The organism is Pantoea sp. RIT-PI-b (assembly GCF_001187905.1).
GTDB lineage: Bacteria > Pseudomonadota > Gammaproteobacteria > Enterobacterales > Enterobacteriaceae > Pantoea > Pantoea nemavictus.
On record NZ_LGIS01000012.1, the window covers coordinates 746738 to 770395 of the forward strand.

The 23658-nt window shown below is 54.3% G+C and carries 27 protein-coding genes; 23 read left to right on the forward strand and 4 right to left on the reverse strand.

The features are described 5' to 3' along the window. Positions 1-23: 23 nt before the first annotated feature. Positions 24-203 (reverse strand): hypothetical protein, encoded by a 180-nt coding sequence (locus AC790_RS24640; protein WP_152929112.1) that lies wholly within the window; start codon positions 201-203, stop codon positions 24-26. A 141-nt stretch (positions 204-344) separates the two neighbouring features. Between AC790_RS24640 and rluC the strand changes: the two genes are divergently transcribed. Then, positions 345-1301 (forward strand): 23S rRNA pseudouridine(955/2504/2580) synthase RluC, encoded by a 957-nt coding sequence (gene rluC, locus AC790_RS05165; protein ID WP_007885787.1) that lies wholly within the window; start codon positions 345-347, stop codon positions 1299-1301. Positions 1302-1312: 11 nt separating this feature from the next. Here rluC and AC790_RS05170 read toward each other — a convergent pair whose 3' ends face one another. Continuing rightward, positions 1313-1894 carry a nucleoside triphosphate pyrophosphatase gene (locus tag AC790_RS05170; protein ID WP_200902257.1) on the reverse strand — a complete coding sequence of 194 codons (582 nt, stop codon included), beginning with the start codon at positions 1892-1894 and terminating at the stop codon, positions 1313-1315. A 143-nt stretch (positions 1895-2037) separates the two neighbouring features. Here AC790_RS05170 and yceD point away from each other — a divergent pair, with 143 nt between their 5' ends. The 14 genes from yceD (at position 2038) to ptsG (ending at position 14221) form a co-directional block, all read left to right on the forward strand. Then, a complete protein-coding gene (gene yceD / locus AC790_RS05175; RefSeq protein ID WP_007885785.1) occupies positions 2038-2559 on the forward strand; it encodes a 23S rRNA accumulation protein YceD in 522 nt (173 codons plus the stop codon). A gap of 14 nt (positions 2560-2573) precedes the next feature. Continuing rightward, positions 2574-2744: a 50S ribosomal protein L32 gene (gene rpmF, locus AC790_RS05180; RefSeq protein WP_007885783.1), complete on the forward strand. Its 171-nt coding sequence runs from the start codon at positions 2574-2576 to the stop codon at positions 2742-2744. Between the two features lie 26 nt (positions 2745-2770). Beyond that, positions 2771-3811: a phosphate acyltransferase PlsX gene (plsX, locus tag AC790_RS05185; protein ID WP_049851098.1), complete on the forward strand. Its 1041-nt coding sequence runs from the start codon at positions 2771-2773 to the stop codon at positions 3809-3811. Continuing rightward, positions 3812-4765 carry a beta-ketoacyl-ACP synthase III gene (locus tag AC790_RS05190; protein WP_007885779.1) on the forward strand — a complete coding sequence of 318 codons (954 nt, stop codon included), beginning with the start codon at positions 3812-3814 and terminating at the stop codon, positions 4763-4765. Between the two features lie 16 nt (positions 4766-4781). Next, on the forward strand, positions 4782-5714 hold the full coding sequence (gene fabD / locus AC790_RS05195; RefSeq protein WP_049851099.1) for an ACP S-malonyltransferase: 933 nt from the start codon (positions 4782-4784) through the stop codon (positions 5712-5714). A 10-nt stretch (positions 5715-5724) separates the two neighbouring features. Continuing rightward, positions 5725-6459 carry a 3-oxoacyl-ACP reductase FabG gene (gene fabG / locus AC790_RS05200; RefSeq protein ID WP_007885776.1) on the forward strand — a complete coding sequence of 245 codons (735 nt, stop codon included), beginning with the start codon at positions 5725-5727 and terminating at the stop codon, positions 6457-6459. A 153-nt stretch (positions 6460-6612) separates the two neighbouring features. Next, complete coding sequence (gene acpP, locus AC790_RS05205; protein WP_007885774.1) at positions 6613-6849, forward strand: acyl carrier protein; 237 nt, start codon at positions 6613-6615, stop codon at positions 6847-6849. A gap of 86 nt (positions 6850-6935) precedes the next feature. After that, a complete protein-coding gene (gene fabF, locus AC790_RS05210; protein WP_049851100.1) occupies positions 6936-8177 on the forward strand; it encodes a beta-ketoacyl-ACP synthase II in 1242 nt (413 codons plus the stop codon). Between the two features lie 75 nt (positions 8178-8252). Next, positions 8253-9065, forward strand: coding sequence for an aminodeoxychorismate lyase (pabC, locus tag AC790_RS05215; RefSeq protein WP_049851101.1), 813 nt, complete (start codon positions 8253-8255; stop codon positions 9063-9065). Beyond that, positions 9062-10081: an endolytic transglycosylase MltG gene (gene mltG / locus AC790_RS05220; protein WP_049851102.1), complete on the forward strand. Its 1020-nt coding sequence runs from the start codon at positions 9062-9064 to the stop codon at positions 10079-10081. The genes pabC and mltG overlap by 4 nt, the downstream gene beginning before the upstream one ends. Further along, the gene (gene tmk / locus AC790_RS05225; RefSeq protein ID WP_049851103.1) at positions 10071-10706 is read left to right on the forward strand and encodes a dTMP kinase; all 636 of its coding nucleotides are present in this window, start codon (positions 10071-10073) and stop codon (positions 10704-10706) included. Before mltG ends, tmk begins: the two co-directional genes overlap by 11 nt. Beyond that, entirely contained in the window at positions 10703-11692 is a 990-nt protein-coding gene (holB, locus tag AC790_RS05230) for a DNA polymerase III subunit delta' (RefSeq protein WP_049851104.1), read from the forward strand. Before tmk ends, holB begins: the two co-directional genes overlap by 4 nt. A gap of 17 nt (positions 11693-11709) precedes the next feature. Beyond that, positions 11710-12501 (forward strand): metal-dependent hydrolase, encoded by a 792-nt coding sequence (locus AC790_RS05235; protein ID WP_007885767.1) that lies wholly within the window; start codon positions 11710-11712, stop codon positions 12499-12501. 286 nt (positions 12502-12787) lie between these two features. After that, positions 12788-14221 carry a PTS glucose transporter subunit IIBC gene (ptsG, locus tag AC790_RS05240; RefSeq protein ID WP_049851105.1) on the forward strand — a complete coding sequence of 478 codons (1434 nt, stop codon included), beginning with the start codon at positions 12788-12790 and terminating at the stop codon, positions 14219-14221. A gap of 179 nt (positions 14222-14400) precedes the next feature. Here the strand turns inward: ptsG and AC790_RS05245 are convergent, their stop codons facing one another. Next, a complete protein-coding gene (locus AC790_RS05245) occupies positions 14401-15540 on the reverse strand; it encodes a glycoside hydrolase family 105 protein (protein WP_049851106.1) in 1140 nt (379 codons plus the stop codon). Further along, entirely contained in the window at positions 15537-17144 is a 1608-nt protein-coding gene (locus AC790_RS05250) for an MFS transporter (RefSeq protein ID WP_049851107.1), read from the reverse strand. The genes AC790_RS05245 and AC790_RS05250 overlap by 4 nt, the downstream gene beginning before the upstream one ends. Positions 17145-17499: 355 nt before the next feature. Between AC790_RS05250 and hinT the strand changes: the two genes are divergently transcribed. The 8 genes from hinT to AC790_RS05295 all read left to right on the forward strand — a co-directional run bounded on the left by hinT (position 17500) and on the right by AC790_RS05295 (position 23638). Then, complete coding sequence (gene hinT, locus AC790_RS05260; RefSeq protein ID WP_049851109.1) at positions 17500-17850, forward strand: purine nucleoside phosphoramidase; 351 nt, start codon at positions 17500-17502, stop codon at positions 17848-17850. Between the two features lie 17 nt (positions 17851-17867). Then, positions 17868-18233 (forward strand): YcfL family protein, encoded by a 366-nt coding sequence (locus AC790_RS05265; RefSeq protein WP_007885751.1) that lies wholly within the window; start codon positions 17868-17870, stop codon positions 18231-18233. Between the two features lie 10 nt (positions 18234-18243). Continuing rightward, positions 18244-18840 (forward strand): penicillin-binding protein activator LpoB, encoded by a 597-nt coding sequence (gene lpoB / locus AC790_RS05270; protein WP_049851110.1) that lies wholly within the window; start codon positions 18244-18246, stop codon positions 18838-18840. Positions 18841-18856: 16 nt separating this feature from the next. Continuing rightward, positions 18857-19642: a thiamine kinase gene (gene thiK, locus AC790_RS05275; RefSeq protein WP_369817580.1), complete on the forward strand. Its 786-nt coding sequence runs from the start codon at positions 18857-18859 to the stop codon at positions 19640-19642. 15 nt (positions 19643-19657) lie between these two features. After that, positions 19658-20701 carry a beta-N-acetylhexosaminidase gene (gene nagZ, locus AC790_RS05280; RefSeq protein ID WP_049851112.1) on the forward strand — a complete coding sequence of 348 codons (1044 nt, stop codon included), beginning with the start codon at positions 19658-19660 and terminating at the stop codon, positions 20699-20701. Between the two features lie 39 nt (positions 20702-20740). After that, complete coding sequence (gene ycfP, locus AC790_RS05285; RefSeq protein ID WP_007885741.1) at positions 20741-21283, forward strand: alpha/beta hydrolase YcfP; 543 nt, start codon at positions 20741-20743, stop codon at positions 21281-21283. Between the two features lie 212 nt (positions 21284-21495). Beyond that, complete coding sequence (locus tag AC790_RS05290) at positions 21496-22800, forward strand: NAD(P)/FAD-dependent oxidoreductase (RefSeq protein WP_085982480.1); 1305 nt, start codon at positions 21496-21498, stop codon at positions 22798-22800. 295 nt (positions 22801-23095) lie between these two features. After that, the gene (locus AC790_RS05295) at positions 23096-23638 is read left to right on the forward strand and encodes a glycine zipper 2TM domain-containing protein (RefSeq protein ID WP_007885735.1); all 543 of its coding nucleotides are present in this window, start codon (positions 23096-23098) and stop codon (positions 23636-23638) included. Positions 23639-23658 lie beyond the last annotated feature (20 nt).

Below are 23658 nucleotides of genomic sequence, written 5' to 3' on the forward strand. Positions count from 1 at the left end.
TCCAGGCCGCAACCCGCAGCCCGCTAAGTGCCTGATTTAACATTACGTCTTACGCCATTGCTGCGTGTCCGTTCAATCCGGCAAAATGACTTATTTCGCTCTTTTTCCTGCCTGAATCTTTCCAGGGCAGAAACACCTGCATTATTCCATTGCTCACCAACATATAGCAAGGCGACTTTTGCCAAGCTGAGAAGTTTATTCATCCTTAACCTGTTCATTTGCAGGGCTAATCATCGCATCGTTGAAAATGTCGCCATTTTCAACGTTTCGTGACGCGACAAAGAGAGAGTTAAGCACAGAAAAAGGGGTGGCGCTATCCAGGGACACTAATTAGAATCGCCGCCATGAAAACAGAGAATCCCGGCGTACAGTATGTCGCCATCACGGCTGAAAATGCCGGACAACGTATTGATAACTTTTTGCGCACCCAACTCAAGGGCGTGCCAAAAAGCATGATTTATCGCATTTTGCGTAAAGGTGAAGTGCGGGTGAACAAAAAACGCGTGAAACCCGAATACAAGCTGGAGGATGGCGACGAGCTGCGCATTCCGCCAGTGCGGGTTGCCGAGCGCGAGGAAAATACCGTTTCACCGAAGCTGGATAAAGTTGCGGCTCTGACCAACGCCATTCTGTACGAAGATGACTATTTGATGGTGATGAATAAACCCTCCGGTACAGCGGTGCACGGCGGCAGCGGATTAAGTTTTGGCGTAATTGAAGGATTGCGCGCGTTGCGTCCGGAAGCGCGTTTTCTCGAGTTAGTGCATCGCCTCGATCGCGATACTTCTGGCATCTTGCTGGTGGCGAAGAAGCGCTCGGCGCTGCGTTCGCTGCATGAGCAACTGCGCGAGAAGGGCATGCAGAAAGATTATCTGGCGCTGGTGCGCGGTGACTGGCCATCGCATCTGAAAGTGGTGCAGGCACCACTGCTGAAGAATATTTTGCAGAGTGGTGAGCGCGTAGTGCGCGTGAGTGCTGAGGGTAAGCCCTCCGAGACGCGCTTTAAGGTTGAAGAGCGCTTCGGCTTTGCGACCCTGGTTAAAGCGAGCCCGGTGACGGGGCGTACGCATCAGATCCGCGTCCATACGCTGCATGGCGGACATCCCATCGCTTTTGACGATCGCTATGGCGATCGCGAATTTGACGCGCAGCTTAGTTCGACCGGCTTATCTCGGCTGTTCCTGCATGCCGCCGCGTTGACTTTTACCCATCCCAACACCGGAGAAGTGCTGCGGATGGAGGCGCCACTGGATGGCGCACTGAAGCACTGCCTGGCACAGCTGCGCCAGAAAAAAGCCTGATTACGCGGGCATCAACATAGCGCGTTGATGCCCGCCGCTCTTAGCATCTCATTCAAAGCAATCAGCGGTAAGCCAATTAAGGTATTGGGATCGCGTCCTTCCAGTTTATCGAACAAACAAATCCCTAATCCCTCACTTTTAAAGCTACCTGCGCATTGCAGCGGCTGCTCCTTCTCCACATAACCGCGTATCTCTTCTGCACTTAACTGACGGAAATGGACAGTAAAAGGTTCGCAAATAACCCACCGTTTGCCGCTCTGCGGTTGTATCAGCGCCAGCCCGGTATAAAAGGTTATGGCGTTGCCGCTGGCAGCAGCGAGCTGACGGCAGGCGTTCTCTACGGTATGCGGCTTGCCGGTAATCTCGCCATTTAACACGCAGACCTGATCGGAACCGATAATCCAGCTATTGGGATGATGTCCAGCAAGCGCCTCTGCCTTGGCTAAGGCCAGACGCTGCACCAGCTCGGGTGCCGATTCATCCATCAGCGGTGTTTCGTCACAATCGGGCGCAGCGGTAATAAAAGGCAGGCCCAATTTGTTCAGCAGCGCCTGACGAAAAGGGGAGGTTGAAGCTAATACCAAAGGTGTCATCATTTTTTTTCAGAATAGATAGCGTAAAGATGACAGTCATTTTAAACTATGCGCCGCACTGGATGCGACTAACGGGTGAAAGATGCCGTAAACCGGCCTTTTTCTTTGACTCTATGACGTTACAAAGTTAATATGCGCGCCCTATGCAAAAGGTAAAATTACCCCTGACGCTCGATCCGGTCCGCGCCGCGCAAAAACGCCTTGATTATCATGGTGTTTATGCACCTGAATTGGTGGCGCGCTTGGCCGAAACGGTCGTGAGTGTGGACAGTGAAGTTGAATGCGATATGTCGTTTGCGGTTGACAACCAGCGCCTCGCCGTTCTGCAAGGAACAGCCGAAGTGCAGGTGACTCTGTCATGTCAACGCTGCAACCAGTCGTTTCCACGTCATGTTCACGTAAGCTATTGCTTCAGTCCTGTCTCTTCTGATGAACAGGCCGAAGCACTGCCGGAAGCCTACGAGCCAGTTGATGTCAATGATTTTGGTGAGATCGACTTGCTGGCGGTGATCGAAGATGAACTCATCCTCGCGCTGCCCGTGGTTCCGGTGCATGATTCTGAACACTGTGAAGTGTCCGACGCGGACATGGTATTTGGTCAATTGCCTCCAGAGGCAGAAAAACCAAATCCGTTTGCCGTATTAGCCAGTTTAAAGCGTAAGTAATAGGAGTAAGGTCCATGGCCGTACAACAGAATAAACCAACCCGTTCTAAGCGTGGTATGCGTCGTTCACACGATGCTCTGACCACTGCTGCTCTGTCAGTAGATAAAGTTTCTGGCGAAACTCATCTGCGTCACCATATCACTGCGGATGGTTACTACCGCGGTCGCAAGGTTATCACCAAGTAATCCTCGCGATTACACAAGGCGATACCTTGACACGTTTGACCCTGGCAGTTGATGCCATGGGCGGGGATTTCGGTCCCTGCGTGACAGTGCCTGCAGCCTTGCAGGCACTGGCCTCTCATTCGGAGCTGGTTCTTCTTCTGGTCGGTGATCCCGACATCATCTCGTCATTTCTTGCCAAAGCGGATTCCTCGTTACAGAGGCGTGTGCAGGTTATTCCTGCCGAATCGGTTATTGCAAATGATGCCAAACCCTCTCAGGCAATTCGTAACAGCCGCGGCAGTTCAATGCGTGTGGCGTTAGAGTTGGTGAAAGAGGGTAAAGCGCAAGCCTGTGTCAGTGCGGGAAATACCGGCGCGTTGATGGGGTTGGCGAAAATGTTATTAAAACCGCTGGATGGCATAGATCGTCCGGCGCTGATGACGGTTTTACCGCATCAGCAACATGGCAAAACGGTGGTGCTGGATCTCGGTGCCAACGTCGAATCTGACAGCGCCATGCTGGTGCAGTTTGCGATTATGGGCGCAGTGATGGCCGAAGAAGTGCTGGAGATCGCCCAGCCGCGGGTGGCGTTGCTGAATATTGGTCAGGAAGAGACTAAAGGATTGGAAACAATCCGCGCCGCATCTGCGGTGCTGCGAGCGTCACCGCAAATCAACTATATTGGTTATCTTGAGGGGAACGATCTCCTCACCGGCAAGACGGATGTGCTGGTCTGTGATGGCTTCGTGGGTAACGTCACGTTGAAGACCATGGAAGGCGTGGTAAGAATGTTCCTCTCTCTGCTGAAATCATCAGAGGAAGGAAAAAAACGGGCCTGGTGGCTAAAATTGTTGGGGCGCTGGATTCAAAAGCGCCTGGCAAAGCGTTTCGGCCACCTCAACCCCGACCAGTACAATGGCGCTTGTCTGTTAGGATTGCGCGGGACAGTGATCAAAAGCCACGGTGCGGCGAATCAACGTGCATTTGCCGTGGCGATAGAGCAGGCAGAGCAGACGGTGCGAAGGCAAGTCCCAGAGAGGATTGCGGCGCGCCTTGACACTGTATTAGCCAGGAGTGACAAAGCGTAGATGTTTACCAAAATTATCGGTACGGGCAGCTATTTGCCTGAGCAGATTCGCTCTAACGCGGATCTGGAAAAAATGGTCGAGACGACGGACGAGTGGATTGTCACCCGTACCGGCATCCGTGAGCGCCGCATTGCAGCACCGGATGAAACGGTCGCCACCATGGGCTTCACCGCAGCACAACGCGCGCTGGAAATGGCGGGTGTGAATGCGAGCGACGTTGGCCTGATCATTGTGGCCACGACGTCCTCCAGCCATGCCTTCCCAAGTTCTGCATGCATGATCCAGCAAATGCTGGAGATCAATGACTGCGCCGCTTTCGATTTGGCCGCTGCCTGTGCGGGCTTCACCTATGCACTGAGCGTTGCCGATCAATACATCAAGAATGGTGTCGTTAAACATGCTCTGGTGATCGGCGCAGACGTGTTAGCACGTACGCTCGATCCCAACGATCGCGGCACCATTATTCTGTTCGGTGATGGCGCGGGCGCTGTGGTGCTGAGCCAGAGCCAAGAGCCAGGCATCCTTTCCACTCATCTACACGCCGATGGCCGTTACAGCAAGCTGTTAACGCTGCCGTATCAGGATCGTGCCCATCAGGATGAGCCGGCTTATCTGACGATGGCGGGCAATGAAGTCTTCAAAGTGGCGGTGACTGAACTGGCGCACATTGTTGATGAAACCCTGCAAGCCAACAATCTCGATCGTGAAATGCTCGACTGGCTGGTGCCGCATCAAGCGAACCTGCGCATAATTAGCGCAACCGCCAAAAAGCTGGGCATGGGCATGGAGAAAGTGGTGGTCACGCTGGATCGCCACGGCAATACCTCAGCCGCTTCCGTGCCAAGTGCGCTGGATGAAGCGGTGCGTGATGGCCGTATCAAGCCGGGACAACTGATTTTGCTAGAGGCCTTTGGTGGTGGTTTCACCTGGGGTTCTGCACTGGTTCGCTTTTGATTGACAGGAACGAAAGATGACGCAATTTGCTTATGTTTTCCCAGGACAGGGATCGCAGACTGTCGGCATGTTAGCCGAGCTGGCTGCCGAAAATCCGCAGGTTGAAGCCACTTTCCGTGAAGCTTCTGACGCGCTGGGTTATGACTTATGGCAGTTAGTCCAGCAAGGACCGGCTGAAGAGTTGAATAAAACCTGGCAGACGCAGCCTGCGTTGCTGGCAGCTTCAGTTGCTATCTATCGTGTGTTGCAGAGCAAGAACGCGCTGCCGCCAACACTGATGGCTGGTCACAGTCTTGGTGAGTATTCTGCACTGGTTTGTGCTGGTGTACTCGACTTCGCGGATGCCATTAAACTGGTTGAGCTGCGTGGCAAATTAATGCAGGAAGCGGTGCCAGAAGGCACGGGCGCAATGCAGGCTATTATTGGTCTGGACGATGAGTCCATTCGTAAAGCCTGCGAAGAGAGTGCGCAAGGCCAAGTGGTTTCACCGGTCAATTTCAACTCGCCAGGTCAGGTAGTGATCGCCGGTAATAAAGAAGCGGTTGAGCGTGCAGGTGCAGCGTGTAAAGCTGCTGGCGCCAAACGTGCGCTGCCATTGCCGGTGAGCGTGCCGTCACATTGCGCGCTGATGAAGCCGGCAGCCGATAAACTGGCGGTTGCGCTGGAAGCTATTACCTTTAACGCACCTGCCGTACCGGTGGTTAATAACGTTGATGTGAAGTGTGAAACCGACGGCGCTGCGATTCGAAGCGCGCTGGTACGTCAGCTGTATAGCCCAGTGCGCTGGACCGAAGCGGTCGAATTTATTGCTACGCAAGGCGTAGAACAGCTGCTGGAGATCGGTCCAGGCAAAGTCCTGACCGGTCTGACCAAACGTATTGTGGATAGCCTGAGTGCCGCTGCCGTGAACGATTCTGCTTCACTGAGTGCGGCGCTTACACAGGAATAAGAGGAAAAACATGAGCTTTGAAGGTAAAGTAGCGCTGGTTACCGGTGCAAGCCGTGGTATCGGTCGCGCCATTGCGGAAACGCTGGCTGCACGCGGTGCAAAAGTGGTGGGAACTGCCACCAGTGCAAGCGGTGCAGAAGCAATCAGTGCTTACCTCGGCGACAAGGGCAAAGGCCTGCTGCTGAACGTCACTGATGCAGCCTCAATTGAGAGCGTCCTCGAACAAGTTCGCGCCGAATTTGGCGAAGTGGACATTTTAGTCAATAATGCAGGCATTACGCGTGACAATCTGTTGATGCGCATGAAAGACGATGAATGGGCGGATATCCTTGATACCAACCTGACATCGGTCTTCCGTCTTTCTAAGGCGGTTATGCGTGCCATGATGAAAAAACGCGTGGGCCGTATCATTACCATCGGTTCTGTAGTTGGGACCATGGGTAACGCGGGTCAGGCAAACTATGCGGCAGCAAAAGCAGGTTTGATTGGCTTTAGCAAATCACTGGCGCGAGAAATTGCGTCACGTGGCATTACTGTAAACGTCGTGGCTCCGGGCTTTATTGAGACGGACATGACGCGTGCACTGAACGAAGATCAACGTTCGGGTATTTTGGCAGAAGTTCCTGCAGGTCGTTTAGGTGACCCGCAGGAGATTGCCAATGCTGTTGCATTCTTAGCCTCTGACGAAGCAGCCTACATCACGGGTGAGACGCTTCATGTCAACGGCGGCATGTACATGGTCTGATAATCACGAAAACATTTGCTTTATCTGCGGTAAACACCGCAGAATAACGCAAAATCGTGGTTCGACCAGCCGGGATTTTGTTGCATCTTTTTCAACATTTTATACACTACGAAAACCATCGCGAAAGCGAGTTTTGATAGGAAATTAAATAGTATGAGCGATATCGAACAACGCGTTAAGAAAATCGTAGCTGAGCAGCTGGGTGTTAAAGAAGACGAAGTGATTAACACTGCTTCTTTCGTTGAAGACCTTGGTGCAGATTCTCTTGACACCGTTGAGCTGGTAATGGCTCTGGAAGAAGAGTTTGATACTGAAATTCCAGACGAAGAAGCTGAGAAAATCACTACCGTTCAGGCAGCGATCGACTACATCAATAGCCATCAAGGCTAATGAATATCTTCAGGCGGTCACCTCGACCGCCTGAGTTTTATGTTTGCCCCACATAGCGTTATTTTTTCCCTCCCTGGAGGACGTGCGTGTCTAAGCGTCGTGTAGTTGTGACTGGTCTTGGCATGTTGTCTCCTGTCGGCAATACCGTAGAGTCTACCTGGAGTGCTCTCCTTGCCGGTCAGAGCGGCATTAGCCTGATCGACCATTTTGATACTAGTGCCTACGCAACGCGTTTTGCAGGCTTAGTAAGAGATTTCAATTGCGATGATTTCATCTCGCGCAAAGATCAGCGCAAGATGGATGACTTCATCCAATACGGCATCGTTGCTGGTATTCAGGCTATGGCAGACTCAGGTCTGGTCGTAACTGATGAGAATGCGGGTCGCATTGGTGCGGCAATCGGTTCTGGCATTGGCGGACTGGGTTTAATCGAAGATAACCACAGCTCGCTGGTCAACGGTGGTCCGCGTAAAATCAGCCCGTTCTTTGTACCTTCTACCATCGTAAACATGGTGGCAGGTCACCTCACCATTATGTATGGCCTGAAAGGCCCAAGCATCTCAATCGCAACGGCGTGTACCTCCGGCGTCCATAACATTGGTCATGCGGCGCGAATTATTGCGTATAACGATGCGGATGTGATGTTGGCTGGTGGTGCGGAAAAAGCCAGTACGCCATTAGGTGTCGGTGGTTTCGGTGCTGCACGTGCGCTCTCTACCCGTAATGACAATCCGCAGGCGGCAAGCCGTCCGTGGGATAAAGATCGTGACGGTTTCGTGTTGGGTGACGGTGCTGGCATTGTCGTACTGGAAGAGTACGAACACGCGAAGAAACGTGGTGCGAAGATTTATGCTGAAATTATTGGTTTCGGCATGAGCAGCGATGCTTACCACATGACGTCACCTCCGGAAGACGGTTCAGGCGCTGCAGCCGCGATGGTTAATGCACTGCGTGATGCGCAGCTGAACGCTGAGCAGATCGGCTATGTCAACGCGCACGGCACCTCAACGCCAGCCGGTGACAAAGCGGAAGCGCAGGCGGTGAAATCGGTGTTTGGTACTGCAGCTCACAGTGTGATGGTCAGTTCAACCAAGTCGATGACCGGTCATTTGCTGGGCGCTGCTGGTGCGGTAGAAGCGATTTATTCGATTCTGGCGCTGCGCGACCAGGCGATTCCACCGACCATCAACCTCGACAATCCTGACGAGGGTTGTGATCTGGACTTCGTGCCACATACGGCGCGTCAGATCAGCGGACTGGAGTACACGTTGTGTAACTCCTTCGGGTTTGGCGGCACCAACGGCTCGCTGATCTTCCGTAAGGTATAATCGCTCCTGAGCTATACAGAGGCCCGCAATGCGGGCCTTTTTTATATTGCTATTGTGGTGTTCAAGGTGACCAGCATGTGGATAAACGGCATACAACAAACCGAGCTTTCAGCACGCGATCGCAGCGTGCAATTTGGTGACGGCTGTTTTACCACCGCCGCCGTGATCAACGGAAAGGTTGTTTTACTGGATGCGCATCTGCAACGTCTGCGTGAGGGCTGCGAACGCTTATTCATGGCTGCACCCGACCTACCGCAACTCTCCGCTGAAATGTGCCAGGCTGCTCATGGACAGATGCAGGCGGTACTCAAAGTTATTTTAACGCCAGGCGCAGGTGGCCGCGGTTACAGCCGCACCGGTTGCATCTCACCTACGCGTATTGTTTCGCTCTCTCCGTGGCCGCAGCACTACGCCGTCCTGCAACAGCAGGGTGCAGTACTCCACACTAGCCCCATTCGTCTGGCGCGCAATCCGTTGCTGGCCGGTGTGAAGCATCTGAATCGCCTTGAGCAGGTAATGATTCGCCACCATCTTGACCAGACGGGCGGCGACGAGGCACTGGTGCTTGACACTGAAGGGACGGTGGTGGAATGCTGTGCGGCCAATTTATTCTGGCGCAAAGGCGGCAACGTTTTTACGCCGCGCCTTGAACAAGCTGGCGTGGATGGCATTATGCGTCGTTATCTGATGGCACAGATGGCCGCGAATGGCCAAACTTGTCAGCTGATTGATGGCAGCAGGGACGAGGTGTTGAACGCCGATGAAGTGGTAATTTGTAACGCCCTGATGCCCGTTTTACCCGTGCGACAAATTGACGACGTTTCGTTTACCGCACGCTCGCTGTACCAGCAACTGCGCGCCAGTTGCCCGACGATGGAAGCATCATGACTCGAATGAAAAAAATTCTCGCAGGCGTAGTGGTTGTCGCAGGACTCGCCGCCGCCTTTAGCTATTGGCAGATTGAACGCTTAGCCGATACACCGTTAACACTGCAGCAGGAAACCATTTACACCTTGCCCGCCGGTAGCGGCCGCGTGGTGTTAGAAGCGCAGTTGGAAAGCCAGCACATTATTCCACAAAGTATCTGGTTTGGGCCGTTACTCAAACTGGAGCCCGAACTGGCAAAGTTTAAAGCGGGTACCTATCGCCTTGAAACTGGCATGACGGTGCGCCAGCTACTGCAACTGCTGGCAAGCGGTAAAGAAGCGCAATTCCCGGTGCGCTTTATTGAAGGTTCACGCTTAACCGAGTGGTTAGCGGAGCTGCGTAAAGCACCCTATTTGAAACATACGCTGACCGACGATCAATTTGCCACCGTTGCCGCTGCGCTCAAGCTTGAGGTTAACCAACTGGAAGGCAGCTTCTATCCAGACACCTACCTTTATACCGCCAATACCAGCGATGTGGCGCTGCTGGAACGTGCGCATGCGCGTATGAATAAACTGGTTGATGAGATTTGGCAGGGGCGCATGGATAATCTGCCTTACAAGAAAGAGCAGGATTTAGTCACCATGGCGTCTATCATCGAAAAAGAAACCGGTGTAAGTGAAGAGCGCGCGCGCGTGGCATCAGTGTTTATCAATCGCCTGCGCACCGGCATGAAACTGCAAACCGATCCCACTGTTATTTATGGCATGGGTGATAGCTATGCTGGCACGCTAACGCGTAAAAACCTGGAAACGCCAACCGATTACAATACCTACACCATTAGCGGTTTACCGCCGGGACCGATTGCAATGCCAGGCCGTGCGTCACTCGAAGCGGCGGCGCATCCAGAGAAGACCAACTACCTCTATTTTGTCGCAGATGGCAAAGGTGGACACACCTTTACCACCAATCTGGCCAGCCATAATAAAGCGGTGCAGGTCTATCGGTTGGCCATGAAGGAAAAAAATGAAAAGTAAGTTTATCGTCATCGAAGGTCTGGAAGGCGCAGGCAAAACCACCGCACGTGATGCGTTAGTTGCCGTGCTGCATGAGCATGGCATTAATGACGTCGTCTTCACGCGTGAGCCCGGCGGTACGCCATTGGCGGAACAGCTACGGGTGTTGGTGAAGCAGGGCATCAAAGGTGAACAGGTTACCGATAAAGCCGAGCTGCTGATGCTGTACGCAGCCCGCGTGCAGTTGGTCGAGAACGTGATTAAACCCGCGTTGGCACGCGGTGCCTGGGTAGTCGGCGATCGTCACGATCTCTCATCACAAGCGTATCAGGGCGGCGGACGCGGCCTGGATGTGCAGCTGATGACCACGCTACGCGATGCGGTGCTGGGCGATTTCCGTCCCGATCTGACGCTGTATCTCGACGTAACGCCAGAAATTGGCTTACAGCGCGCTCGGGCTCGCGGTGAGCTGGATCGTATCGAGCAAGAGTCGCTGCGCTTTTTTGAACGCACACGTGAACGCTATTTAGCGCTGGCGGCTGAGGATCCTACCATCCTGACCATTGACGCCACACAAAACATCGCAGACGTGACGCTGTCACTTAAAAATGCATTACGTCACTGGCTGGCAGATCAATCGGTATGAACTGGTATCCGTGGCTGAATCAGCCTTATCGACAGATCATCGCGCGTCATCAAAGTGGTCAGGCACATCACGCCTTGCTGGTACAGGCCATTGAAGGGATGGGCGATGATGCGCTGATATGGGGCGTAAGCCGTTGGTTGATGTGTTTGCAGCCGGAAGGGCTGAAAAGCTGTGGGCACTGCCACGGCTGCCAACTGATGCAGGCGCACACGCATCCGGATTGGTATCGCCTTGAAGCGGAGAAGGGCAAGTCTTCGCTCGGCATTGACGCGGTGCGCGATGTTACTGAAAAGCTTTACCATTTCGCTCAGCAGGGCGGCGCGAAGATCGTCTGGTTGCCCGACGCGTCACAGCTCACTGAAGCCGCTGCCAATGCGTTATTGAAAACGCTGGAAGAGCCACCGGCCAACTGTTGGTTTTTCCTCAGCGTGCGCGAGCCTTCGCGATTGCTGGCCACGCTACGCAGTCGCTGCATGACGTGGCATTTGTCGCCGCCGGAAGAGGCTCTGAGTTTGCAATGGTTGCAAAAACAGCAGCCGCAGCCGGAAGCTAAACTGCGTGCAGCCTTGCGCTTGAGTAATGGCGCACCTGCGGCCGCGTTGACGCTATTACAGCCTGAACGCTGGCAGGCACGCGAAACGCTGTGTGAGACGCTGATCAAAGCGCTTAACGGCGATGTGCTGCACCTGCTGCCCGCGCTGAACAGCGAGGATGTCGCCGAGCGCCTTAGTTGGTTGATTTCGCTGCTGGTTGATGCAATGAAAGTGCAGCAGGGCGCGAGTCACTGGCTAAGTAACGGCGATCGTCCCGATGTGGTTACGCAACTGGCGCAGCAAATGAATAGCAGCTCGCTGAACAGCAGCGCGCAGCAGTGGATGCAATGCCGCGATCAACTGCTGCATGTAGCCGCGCTCAACCGTGAATTAATTCTCACCGATCGTTTACTCGCCTGGGGACGTTTACTCTCACCAGCAGTCGTCGGCTAAGTGAAAAAGAGATTTCTATGTTTATTGTCGATTCACACTGCCATCTTGATGGCCTTGATTACGAAAAACATCATCGCGATCTGGATGATGTCATCGCAAAAGCCGCCGCGCGCGATGTGAAGTTTATGCTCGCGATCGCCACCACCTTGCCGGATTACTACAAAATCAAACAGCTGGTTGGCGACCGTGAAAACATTGCGTTGGCCTGTGGCGTACATCCTCTGAATCAGGAGGCGCCGTACGACGTTGAAGAGTTTCGTCGCCTGGCCGCGGAAGATCGCGTCGTGGCGCTGGGTGAAACCGGGCTGGATTACTTCTATCAGCAGGAAACTAAAGCGCAGCAGCAAGCCTCGTTCCGCGAGCACATTCGCACCGGCATCGCACTGAATAAACCGATTATTGTGCATACGCGCGATGCGCGTGAGGATACGCTGGCGATTTTGCGTGAAGAGCAGGTAGAAAAATGTGGTGGCGTGCTGCACTGCTTCACTGAAGATAAGGAAACCGCGGCCAAGCTGCTGGATCTCGGCTTTTACATCTCTTTCTCCGGCATTTTAACGTTCCGCAACGCCGAGCAGATCCGCGATGCAGCGCGCTATGTGCCGCTGGATCGTATGCTGGTGGAGACGGATTCACCCTATCTGGCGCCGGTGCCGCATCGTGGTAAAGAAAACCAGCCCGCATTTACCCGCGATGTTGCGGACTACATGGCGGTGTTAAAAGGTGTCGATATTGAGACGCTGGCCGCAGCCACCACGGAAAATTTCTCCCGCCTGTTCCATATCCCGATGAGCCGTCTCGGCTGCTAACTGCTTTATTTCAAACACTGTAATTAATCACAAATTATACAGCTGCACTGCGTCTTCATCGACGCAGGCAGTGTTTTATTGCTGTTTATTAGCTCAAGTCAGTAAGAAATGACTGAAAGGACAGACCTATCCTTAGCGAAATGTGATGGCCGTCAATTTAACAATTAGCGATTTATTTTACTCTTCGTAATAAATCAAAAGACGCTCAGCGTCACCCCGGCGAAGGATCCTCCCCCTGAGCCATGCGCACTGCGCAAAAAAATTGCACTCATACTCAGGAGTTTCTATGTTCAAGAATGCATTTGCGAACCTGCAGAAAGTAGGTAAATCGCTGATGTTGCCGGTATCGGTTCTGCCGATTGCCGGTATTTTGTTAGGTGTTGGTTCTGCAAACTTTAGCTGGCTGCCGGAAGTGGTTTCCCACGTAATGGCCGAAGCGGGTGGTTCGGTATTTGCCAATATGCCGCTAATCTTTGCGATTGGTGTAGCGCTCGGCTTTACCAATAACGACGGCGTTTCAGCGCTGGCGGCTGTGGTTGCTTACGGCATCATGGTGAAAACCATGGCGGTGGTCGCGCCACTGGTGCTGCATATCTCGGCTGCGGAAATCGAAGCTAAGCATCTGGCAGATACCGGTGTGCTCGGCGGGATTATTGCCGGCTCGATTGCTGCCTATATGTTTAATCGCTTCTATCGCATCAAGCTACCTGAGTATCTCGGCTTCTTTGCGGGCAAGCGCTTTGTGCCGATCATCTCGGGCCTGGCGGCGATTTTCACCGGTGTAGTGCTGTCGTTCATCTGGCCACCAATCGGTACCGCTATTCAGGACTTCTCGCAGTGGGCAGCCTATCAAAACCCGGTGGTCGCCTTTGGACTGTACGGTCTGATTGAGCGTTCGCTGGTGCCGTTTGGTCTGCATCACATCTGGAACGTTCCTTTCCAGATGCAGATTGGTGAATTCACCAATGCGGCAGGTCAGGTATTCCACGGTGATATTCCGCGCTACATGGCGGGTGACCCAACCGCAGGCAAACTCTCAGGCGGCTTCCTGTTCAAAATGTATGGTCTGCCAGCCGCTGCTATCGCGATTTGGCACTCGGCTAAACCAGAAAACCGCGCCAAAGTGGGCGGCATCATGATCTCGGCCGCGCTGACCTCGTTCCTGACCGGTATTACCGAACCGATCGAGTTCGCCTTCATGTTCGTCGCGCCGATTCTGTATGTGATCCACGCGATTCTGGCAGGTCTGGCATTCCCAATCTGTATTCTGCTCGGTATGCGTGACGGCACCAGTTTCTCACACGGTTTGATCGACTTTATCGTGCTGAGCGGCAACAGCAGCAAAATCTGGCTATTCCCGATTGTCGGCATCATTTACGGCCTGATTTACTACACCGTATTCCGTTTCCTGATTGTGAAACTGAACCTGAAAACACCTGGCCGCGAGGACACTGCAATGGAGCAGAGCAGCGCAACCGGCAGCGAAATGGCGGGCAAACTGGTTACCGCGTTTGGTGGTAAAGAGAACATCACTAATCTGGATGCCTGCATTACCCGTCTGCGCGTGAGCGTGGCGGATGTGGGTAAAGTGGATCAAGCTGAATTGAAAACGCTGGGTGCACGTGGCGTCGTGGTGGCAGGTTCAGGCGTTCAGGCAATTTTCGGTACTAAGTCCGATAACCTGAAAACCGAAATGGATGACTATATCCGCAGTATGTAACCTAAGTTGGTGGGCAGAGCCGGTGCGATGAAGCGGCGTCAGATCGTAAAGACGCCATAAACCATCCCTGGGGCTCGCCCCAAGCCATCCATGGCTTGGGATGCTTTACTCCTCTGCCGCCGCTTCAACGCACTTTAATTTCGGTGCCTAAAAATGCCCTCCAATGAGGGCATTTTTTATTACAAGTAGACCCGCAAATACTCCGTCAAACACAGCAGCGCCATTGCCTGGCCATACGGCATCGAGGTAAGCGGTATCTGGCGGTAATACTCCAGATCGCTGCCCATTGCCGTGCCGAACGATACCTGCTTCAACTCCCCATCCTGGTCGATATTGCCGATTACCCCGCGCAACGCTTTCTCCGCCATGGGGAGATATTCTGCGGAGAGATAATGTTTGCGCACCGCCTTGAGAATGCCGTAGGCGAAACCGGCTGTAGCAGAGGCTTCTGGGTAGCTATTGGGATCGTCGAGCAAGGTATGCCACAAACCGCTGCTGTGCTGACAACTGCTCAGAGCCTTCACCTGACTCTCCAGCACCTGCTGCAGGAAACGGCGCGTTGCATGCTGTTGTGGCCAGTTCATCATTTCGAGAAAATCAGGGATTACGATGGTGAGCCAGCTGTTGCCACGCGCCCAACGTGCGTTGGCAAAATTGTGTCGCCCATCAAACGTCCAGCCGTGGAACCACAAACCGGTTTGGCGATCCATCAAATATTGGGTATGAATCAGGAACTGATAGCTGGCTTCCTCCACAAACTCTGGGCGATCGAGCAGCTGACCAATCTTCGCCAGCGCCATCACGCTCATCATTAGCGTATCGTCCCACAGCTGTTGGGTATTTTCGTTGTTATAGACGATGTGCTGCAAACCGCCTTGCTCGGTGCGTGGCATCTCATACATTACCCATTCTGCCCAACGCTCCAGCACTGGCCGCCATGCCGCATTTCGCGTCTCTTCATAACGGTAGGCCAGCGTCAAAAACGGACAAACCGTATTGACGTTCTTGGTCGGCGTACCTTCCGCCAACCGCGTACTGAACCAGTCATCAATAATCTTCAACGTCGCCTGATCGCCGGTTTGTTGATAATAGTGCAGCATGCCATATAGACCGATGCCATGCGTCCACTCCCAACCGGCCCAGCCTTTAGTATCGATCACCCGCCCATCGTCAAGGCGCAGCAAAAACTCACCGCTATGGTCGGTAATATTCACCAGATTCTGCGTGAGCTGATGAATCAACTGCACCAGTTCGGTTCGTGGCAACAGATACTCAGGTTGGCGCAGCAACGCGCTGTGCTTTACAGGAAATACAGTCATGGTTCATTCCTATCATTAATCAGGGTAGTAGGTAGAGAAGGTAAAGATCGCGGCTGGCTCGGCAGCGGTGGCGCAGCCGCTTTATGGCGATTGAGATAACCGACGTTGTTATTGCCCCACAGATTTTCATACGGCATGCCCGCCAGCATTTCGACGATGCCGCGCGCCTGTGGCGTAATGCGTTCAGGCACCACGCGTCCGGCTGCGCGCATCTTCAGCGTCTCTTCACGCAGCACGGTGTGAGTTTGCAGGTTGAGCTTGAAACGCAGTGAGATAATGAAGCCGCAGGCCAGCACGCATAGGGTGCCAACGCTGAGAATTGCCAAAATGGTATGGCCGACGGCAGGCACCTGGGTGGTTTGGCCGGAGGAGAAACCGGCTAACTGTAATACGATGCCGACAAACATCACCGCACCCGCCTGCGACGCCTTACGCGTCAGCGTCATAATGCCGGCGAAGATGCCTTCGCGACGCTGGCCGGTAATCACTTCATCGACGTCAGCAATATAGGTGTAGGTGTTCCACGGCACATAATTGATGCCGCCGCGACCAAGGCCGGCAAGGCCTGAAATCAGTACCAGCAGCGCGAAGTTGTCGTTCATGCCGGCGTACCACAAGCCAGCGTAGGAGAGGGCGCTGAGACCGAACAGTACGACCACCATGCGATAGGCGGGGGCGGGTCCAAGGCGGATACACAGCGGAATCATCGCCATCACCGCAATAAACTGCATCACCGCCATGGTGCCCATCAGATTGGACGCGATTTGGGCACTTTGCATCAACACAAACACCACATACCAGGTGAATACCGCGTTGAACACGTCCTGCGCAATATAGCCGCCAAGATACATTCCAAGATGCTGACGAAAAATGCGAATGCGCAGCGTTGAGGCCAGCTCGGTGTAGAGGCGTTTCAGGCTCTGCATCAGCGTCAGCTGTGATTTCTCCTGCTCTGCACGACGTGATTCGGCAGAGAAGTCGTCTGGATCGCGCTCCCAGGTAAACAGCCACACCAGCGTTAACACCAGCGCACAAATTACCGAGAACACCAGGCTGGCGTAGAAGAAGGAGATAGGATTTTCTTTGCCAAACCAGCCAATCAACACGCCCGGCAGGAATGCCGCCAGAATGGCCGAGAGTTGCGCCAGGCCAATACGCGCGCCGGAGAAGCGGGTTTTCTGTTTAAAATCGTCGGTCATCTCCGGTACCAGCGTTTCATAAGGCACCAGGATCATGGTGTAGACCATATCGAACAACAGATAGGTCAGCAGATACCACCAGAAACTCATGTCGCCAACCCACATCAGGCTGTAGCTGAACACACAAGGGATGCCGAGCAGGATAAAGAACTTGCGGCGGCCAAAACGTTTGCCAAGCCAGGTTGAACCGAAGTTATCGGTCAGGAATCCCATCAGCGGGCTTACGACCGCATCCAGCACGCGGGCGGCGGCAAAAATGAAGGTGGCCTGAATCGGCGAGAGCCCGCAAAAGGTGGTGTAGAAGTAGAGCAGCCAGGCGGCAGTCAGCGCCGTGGTGCCTGCACCGAGGAAATCCCCGGAACCATAGGCCAGATAATGGCCCAGGCCAATCTTACGAGAGCGCATGGCAGGTTCTCCTTGAATTAGTCGGTAAACACATCCCTCATCACTCCGTACAACTTGCTCGGATTGGATTGAAAGTAGAGCGGCTTAAGCCGGCAAACCTTCGTGATTTCGCAATGCTTTAAAACGTCGTGGCAAAATCACAAAGAAAATGGCGTGATATCTCTAATTTATAAAACAGCGTTTCATTTTTGTGGTTAATCAGATGTGAGAATTGCGAGGTGCAGCACAGGGCAGGCAAAATGACAAAACGGCGTAAACGCAGCCATTTAATGCAGGAATTGTGGTCCTGAGGTTGAAAGAAATGGAATTCCTCACGCATACTGCCTGACTGAACTCAGGCTTAAGGAAATGCACCATGGCTGAAGAAACCATTTTCAGTAAAATCATCCGTCGCGAGATTCCCGCCGACGTGGTTTATCAGGACGAACTGGTCACCGCCTTCCGCGATATCGCGCCCAAAGCGCCCACCCATATTCTGATCATTCCTAACGTATTGATTCCTACCGCCAATGATGTGCAGGCTGCGCATGAGCAGGCGCTGGGCCGCATGATTACCGTGGCGGTAAAAATTGCCCGTGATGAAGGCATTGCAGAAGATGGCTATCGCCTGATCATGAACTGTAATAGCCATGGCGGTCAGGAGGTTTATCACATCCATATGCACCTGGTCGGCGGTCAGCCGCTGGGCCCGATGCTGGCCATCTAACTCAGGCGGATAATGTGATGCGTCAATGGCTGAGTGGCTTGCTGTTGCTGACCCTTGCGGGTTGCAGCAGCGATAAGCCGATGATTAATACTTCGCAGTCGCTGGTGATGGAGTCGGCGGTGCTGTCAGCAGGCATCATTACCGATGATCCAACGTTGACTGAACAAGATGGTCAGCAGCGTGCCATGAGCGTGTTGTACAACCAGCGTGAAACGCCGGTAAAAGTGCACTATCGTTTCTATTGGTACGACGACAAAGGATTGGAAATTACGCCAGAAGAGCCGGCACAGAGCCAAATCGTACCGGCGCATGGCAGCGTAGAAGTGGCCTCGCAAATGGGCAATCCGACCGCCAGTAAGGTGCGTCTCTATCTTTATCTTTGAGGAGTAAGCTGTGATTCGCAGTGTAAAACGTTCGGGCGCGCTGTTGTTTGCGCTAATGCTCACCGGTTGTGTGGTGCAACAACAGACGCCGGCACCGGTTGAACCGACGCAGCCAACCCCGCCAACCCAGCCGGTAGAACCGCCGACGCAGCCAGTGCCGCCGCCGCAAACCGTGCCACAGCCGCCAAAGCTGAAAACCATTAACTGGGATGCCAGCGTGCAGCCGCTGGTCGGCAAGATGGTGCAATCATCCGGTGTGAATCCAGGCAGCGTGCTGCTGGTGGACCGCATTAAAAACAGCACCAACGGATCGTTGCAGACCGACAAGGCCACCGACGCGATTCAGAACGCCCTGGCTAACAACGGTAAATTCACCCTGATCACCCCAGAACAGCTGGCGCAGGCCAAGCAGACGCTGGGCTTGTCGCCGGATGACAGTCTGAACTCGCGCAGCAAAGCGATTGGCCTGGCACGTAACGTCAACGCGCAGTATGTGCTGTACAGCAATGCGCAGGGCGATGTGAAAGCACCCACGCTGCAAATGCAGCTGATGATGGTGCAGACCGGTGAAATCATCTGGTCAGGAAACGGTGTTGCTCAACCCTGATTCTCAGCTGCAAAACATGATTCAGCAACAATGGCCGACGGCGCAAGCTGCCGGTCATTTTTTCGCGCAGCCGGGACTGAGCGGACAAAGCGTGCGCGTGCAAACCGAGCAGGGCGAGCTGCTGGCGCGTCGTGCGCCGCCGCAGCCGATTCCGTTTGTCGATCGCCAACGCGAATACCGTGTGCTGCGCCAGCTGCGTCATGCGCAACTGGGGCCGCAGGCGTTGGCGTGGCACGATCCGTGGCTGCTACAGAGCTGGTTACCGGGCGAGGTGCTCACGCCCGCGCAATTTAATGCGCAGCGCGAGGCCATTCTGGCGCTGCTGCAGCGTCTGCATCAACAGCCGCTCACCGGCTACCGTTTACGTTTAGCGCCGCTGCTGCAGCGTTACTGGCAGCTCTGTCGTCAGCGTCACTGGCGCTGGCAGCGTCGGCTGCAACGCTTATTACAGCAGGCCGAGCCGCAGCCGCTGCGCCTTGCGCCTCTGCATATGGACGTACATGCCGGCAACCTGGTCGCCACACCCACGGGTTTACGCCTGATCGACTGGGAATATGCCGCCGACGGCGATGTGGCGCTGGAGCTGGCGGCAGTTTGCGCGGTTGATGGTGATATGCGCCCGGCGTGGATTGCCGGTTACGCCGCGCGCGCGCAGCTTGATGAGCGGGTACTGGCGCGCCAGATGCAGCGCTGGCAGCCGTGGCTGCAACTGCTGATGGCCAGCTGGTACCAGCTGCGGGCCGAGCAGAGTCAGGATGAAACATTACAACAGCTGGCGCAGGCCAGCTGGCATGACCTTTAACCTAGGATTTTAATCATGACCATGAACACGCCTGGACCGCTGATGCTTGACGTCGAGAGCTATGAGCTTGATGCCGAAGAGCGCGACATTCTGCAGCATCCGTTGGTGGGCGGGCTGATTCTGTTTGCCCGTAACTTCCATGATGTTGCGCAGCTGGCAGAGCTGGTGCGCCAGATTCGCGCCGCTTCGCGTAATCGGCTGGTGGTCGCCGTGGATCAGGAAGGTGGCCGCGTGCAGCGCTTCCGCGACGGCTTTACCCAATTGCCAGCGATGCAATCTTTTGCTGCGCTGCACGATCTCAACAGTGCCGGTGAACTGGCGCAGCAGGCTGGCTGGCAGATGGCGGCGGAGATGATCGCCATGGACATCGACATCAGCTTCGCCCCGGTGCTGGATATTGGCCACATCAGCGCGGCAATTGGCGATCGTTCATTCCATGCAGATCCGGCGATTGCGCTGCAGATCGCGCGTCGTTTTATCAACGGCATGCATGAAGCCGGCATGAAAACCACCGGCAAACACTTCCCCGGTCACGGCGCGGTCAGCGCGGACTCACATAAAGAGACGCCGCGCGATCCGCGCGATGCCGCCACGCTGCGCCAGCATGACATGGCAATCTTTAAGCAGTTGATTGACGAACAGCTCCTCGATGCGGTGATGCCGGCGCACGTTATCTATACTGAGGTGGATCCGCTTCCTGCCAGCGGTTCGCCCTACTGGCTGCAAACCGTGCTGCGTAAAGAGCTCAGCTTCAACGGCGTGATCTTCTCCGATGATTTGTCGATGGAAGGCGCGGCGGTGATGGGCAGCTATGCCGAACGCGCGCAGCAGTCGCTGAATGCCGGTTGCGATATGATCCTGGTGTGCAATCAGCGAGCAGGCGCAGTAAGCGTGTTGGATAACTTGACGCCGATCGGGGCAGAGCGCGTGACGCAGTTATACCATCAGGGCCGTATGACCCGTCAAAGCCTGCTGGCAAGCGAGCGCTGGCGGCAGAATCAGCGTCAACTCAGCGCGTTGCAACAGCGCTGGCTGGCGCATAAAGCTTCGGTCAGCTAAGCGTCGCTGCCCGGATCTCACTTCACGCTGAGGAAAATCATGATCATCTATTTGCACGGTTTTGATTCCAACAGTCCGGGCAACCATGAAAAGGTGCTGCAGCTGCAGTTCATTGACCCGGACGTCAGATTAGTCAGTTACAGCACCCGTCATCCCAAACACGACATGCAGTTTCTGCTAAAAGAGTGCGATAAGTTGCTGCAACAGGGCGACGATGCGCATCCGTTGATTTGCGGGGTTGGCCTCGGCGGTTATTGGGCCGAGCGTATTGGTTTTCTTTGCGGCATGCGTCAGGCGATTTTCAATCCCAATCTTTTTCCCTTCGAAAACATGGAAGGCAAAATAGATCGGCCGGAAGAGTATCTCGATATTGCCACCAAATGCGTCAGCGATTTCCGCGCAACGAATCGCAACCGCTGTCTGACCATTTTGTCGCGCAATGATGAAGCGCTGGATAATCAGCGCAGCGCGGCACAGCTGCAGCCGTTCTATGAAATCATCTGGGATGACGAAGCCAGCCATAAATTTAAAAATATTGCGCCGCATTTACAGCGCATCAAAGCCTTTAAACTCCTCGCCTGACCTCCCGTGCGCCGTGTGATGCGGCGCATAAAATGTGTAACATTCTGATAATGCTGTTGAAAGATTGATCCACATCAATTTTCTTATGTTATGTCTCCGACGCCGTGATATTCTGCCCTTAGCTCGCGATTTAACGTCGCCAACCCTATGTTTATTAAGGTTTTTATTAACCATTAATTAACTATTGGTTTACAACTTTGAGGGGGTCTTTGTTGACTACATCTATGGAAAAAATCGTTATCATCGGCGGTGGTGCTGGAGGCTTAGAACTGGCCACGCAGCTGGGTCACAAGCTGGGACGCAAGAAAAAAGCCGAGATCATTCTGGTCGATCGTAACCACAGCCACCTGTGGAAACCGTTGCTGCATGAAGTGGCGACCGGTTCGATGGACGAAGGTATTGATGCGCTGAGCTATCTGGCGCACGCGCGCAATCACGGCTTCCAGTTCCAGCTGGGATCGCTGACGCAAATCAACCGTGAGAATAAAACCCTTGAGCTGGCCGAAATCCGCGATGCCGAAGGTGCGCTGTTAGTGCCGCAGCGTGAGCTGGCTTACGATCGCCTGGTCATTGCGCTCGGCAGCACCTCAAACGACTTCGGCACGCCGGGCGTAAAAGATCACTGCATCTTCCTCGATAACCCGCATCAGGCGCGCCGTTTCCACAACGAAATGCTTAACTTGTTCCTGCGTTTCTCGGCCAGCGAAGGCAGCCTGGAAAAAGTGAACATTGCCATCGTCGGCGGCGGCGCTACCGGCGTGGAACTCTCCGCTGAGCTGTATAACGCGGTGAAACAGCTTCACAGCTACGGCTACAAAGGTCTGGACAGCTCTTCGTTGAACGTCACGCTGGTGGAAGCCGGTGAACGTATTTTGCCTGCGCTGCCACCGCGTATCTCTGCTGCGGCGCATCAGGAGCTGACCAAGCTTGGCGTGCGCGTGTTGACGCAAACCATGGTCACCAGCGCCACGGAAAACGGCTTGAATACCAAAGGCGGCGAATTTATTGATGCCGATCTGATGGTGTGGGCGGCGGGGATTAAAGCGCCAGATTTTCTGAAGGAGATTGGCGGGCTGGAAACCAACCGCATTAATCAGCTGGTGGTGAAAGAGACGCTGCAAACCACGCTGGATGATGATATCTACGCCATTGGCGACTGTGCATCCTGCGCGCTGCCGGGTGGCGGATTTGTACCGCCGCGCGCGCAGTCAGCGCATCAGATGGCTTCCCGCGCGCTGGAAAACATTCTCGCGCAGCGTAAAGACAAGCCGCTGAAAGCCTACGTTTATAAAGATCATGGTTCTCTGGTATCGCTGTCGCGCTTCAGCACCGTGGGAAGTTTGATGGGTAACCTGATGCGCGGTTCAATGATGGTAGAAGGGCGTATTGCACGTTTTGTCTACATCTCTCTATATCGTATGCACCAGATTGCGCTCCACGGATACTTCAAGACCGGGCTGATGATGTTGGTTGGCAGTCTTAACCGCGTACTGCGTCCGCGCCTCAAGCTGCACTAATGATTTTCGGGCGGTGCAATCCCGCCCCAAGCCACACCCGCTGCCGTAACCTGCTGAAAATACCCGTTCAGCTTAAGGTTACGGCGCTATTACACCCGCTCTCAGAACTCTCCTAAAAGCTGGCCCTGATGGGTTTCCGCTGCGTTTCCTCCATTAATCTGATGTTGCAATTACGGTCCATCTGTAAAACTTATTACCAACAAACACGGCGCGGCGCGCACGCCGGTTATGCCTCGGCTACCAGGATTTCGTAGCGGCAGGAATGCGCGGTAACAACCTTCAGGAGGACATTCCTGTGAATAAATCAATGTTAGCGGGTATCGGTATCGGCGTAGCAGCAGCGTTAGGTGTTGCCGCAGTCGCCAGCATGGATGTTTTCGATCGCGGCCCGCAGTTTGCACAAGTTCTGTCGGCGACGCCGATCAAAGAGAGCATCAAACAGCCGCGACAGGAGTGTCGCAATGTGACCTTAACCCATCGCCGAGCGGTACAGGATGAGAATCGTATCGCCGGTTCAGTATTGGGTGCGGTAGCGGGTGGCGTGTTGGGCCACCAGTTTGGCGGCGGACGCGGTCGCGATGTGGCGACGGTAGCTGGCGCGCTGGCCGGAGGTTACGGCGGTAATCAGGTGCAGGGTGCGCTGCAGGATCGTGATACTTACACCACCAACGAGCAACGTTGCAAAACGGTATACGATAAACAGGAAAAAATGCTGGGTTATGACGTGACCTATAAAATAGGCGACCAGCAGGGCAAGATCCGCATGGAGAATGACCCTGGCACCCGCATTCCGCTCGACCGCAACGGTCAGCTGATCCTGAATTCGAATCAGGCCTAATTGGGCAAAGCTACATCACA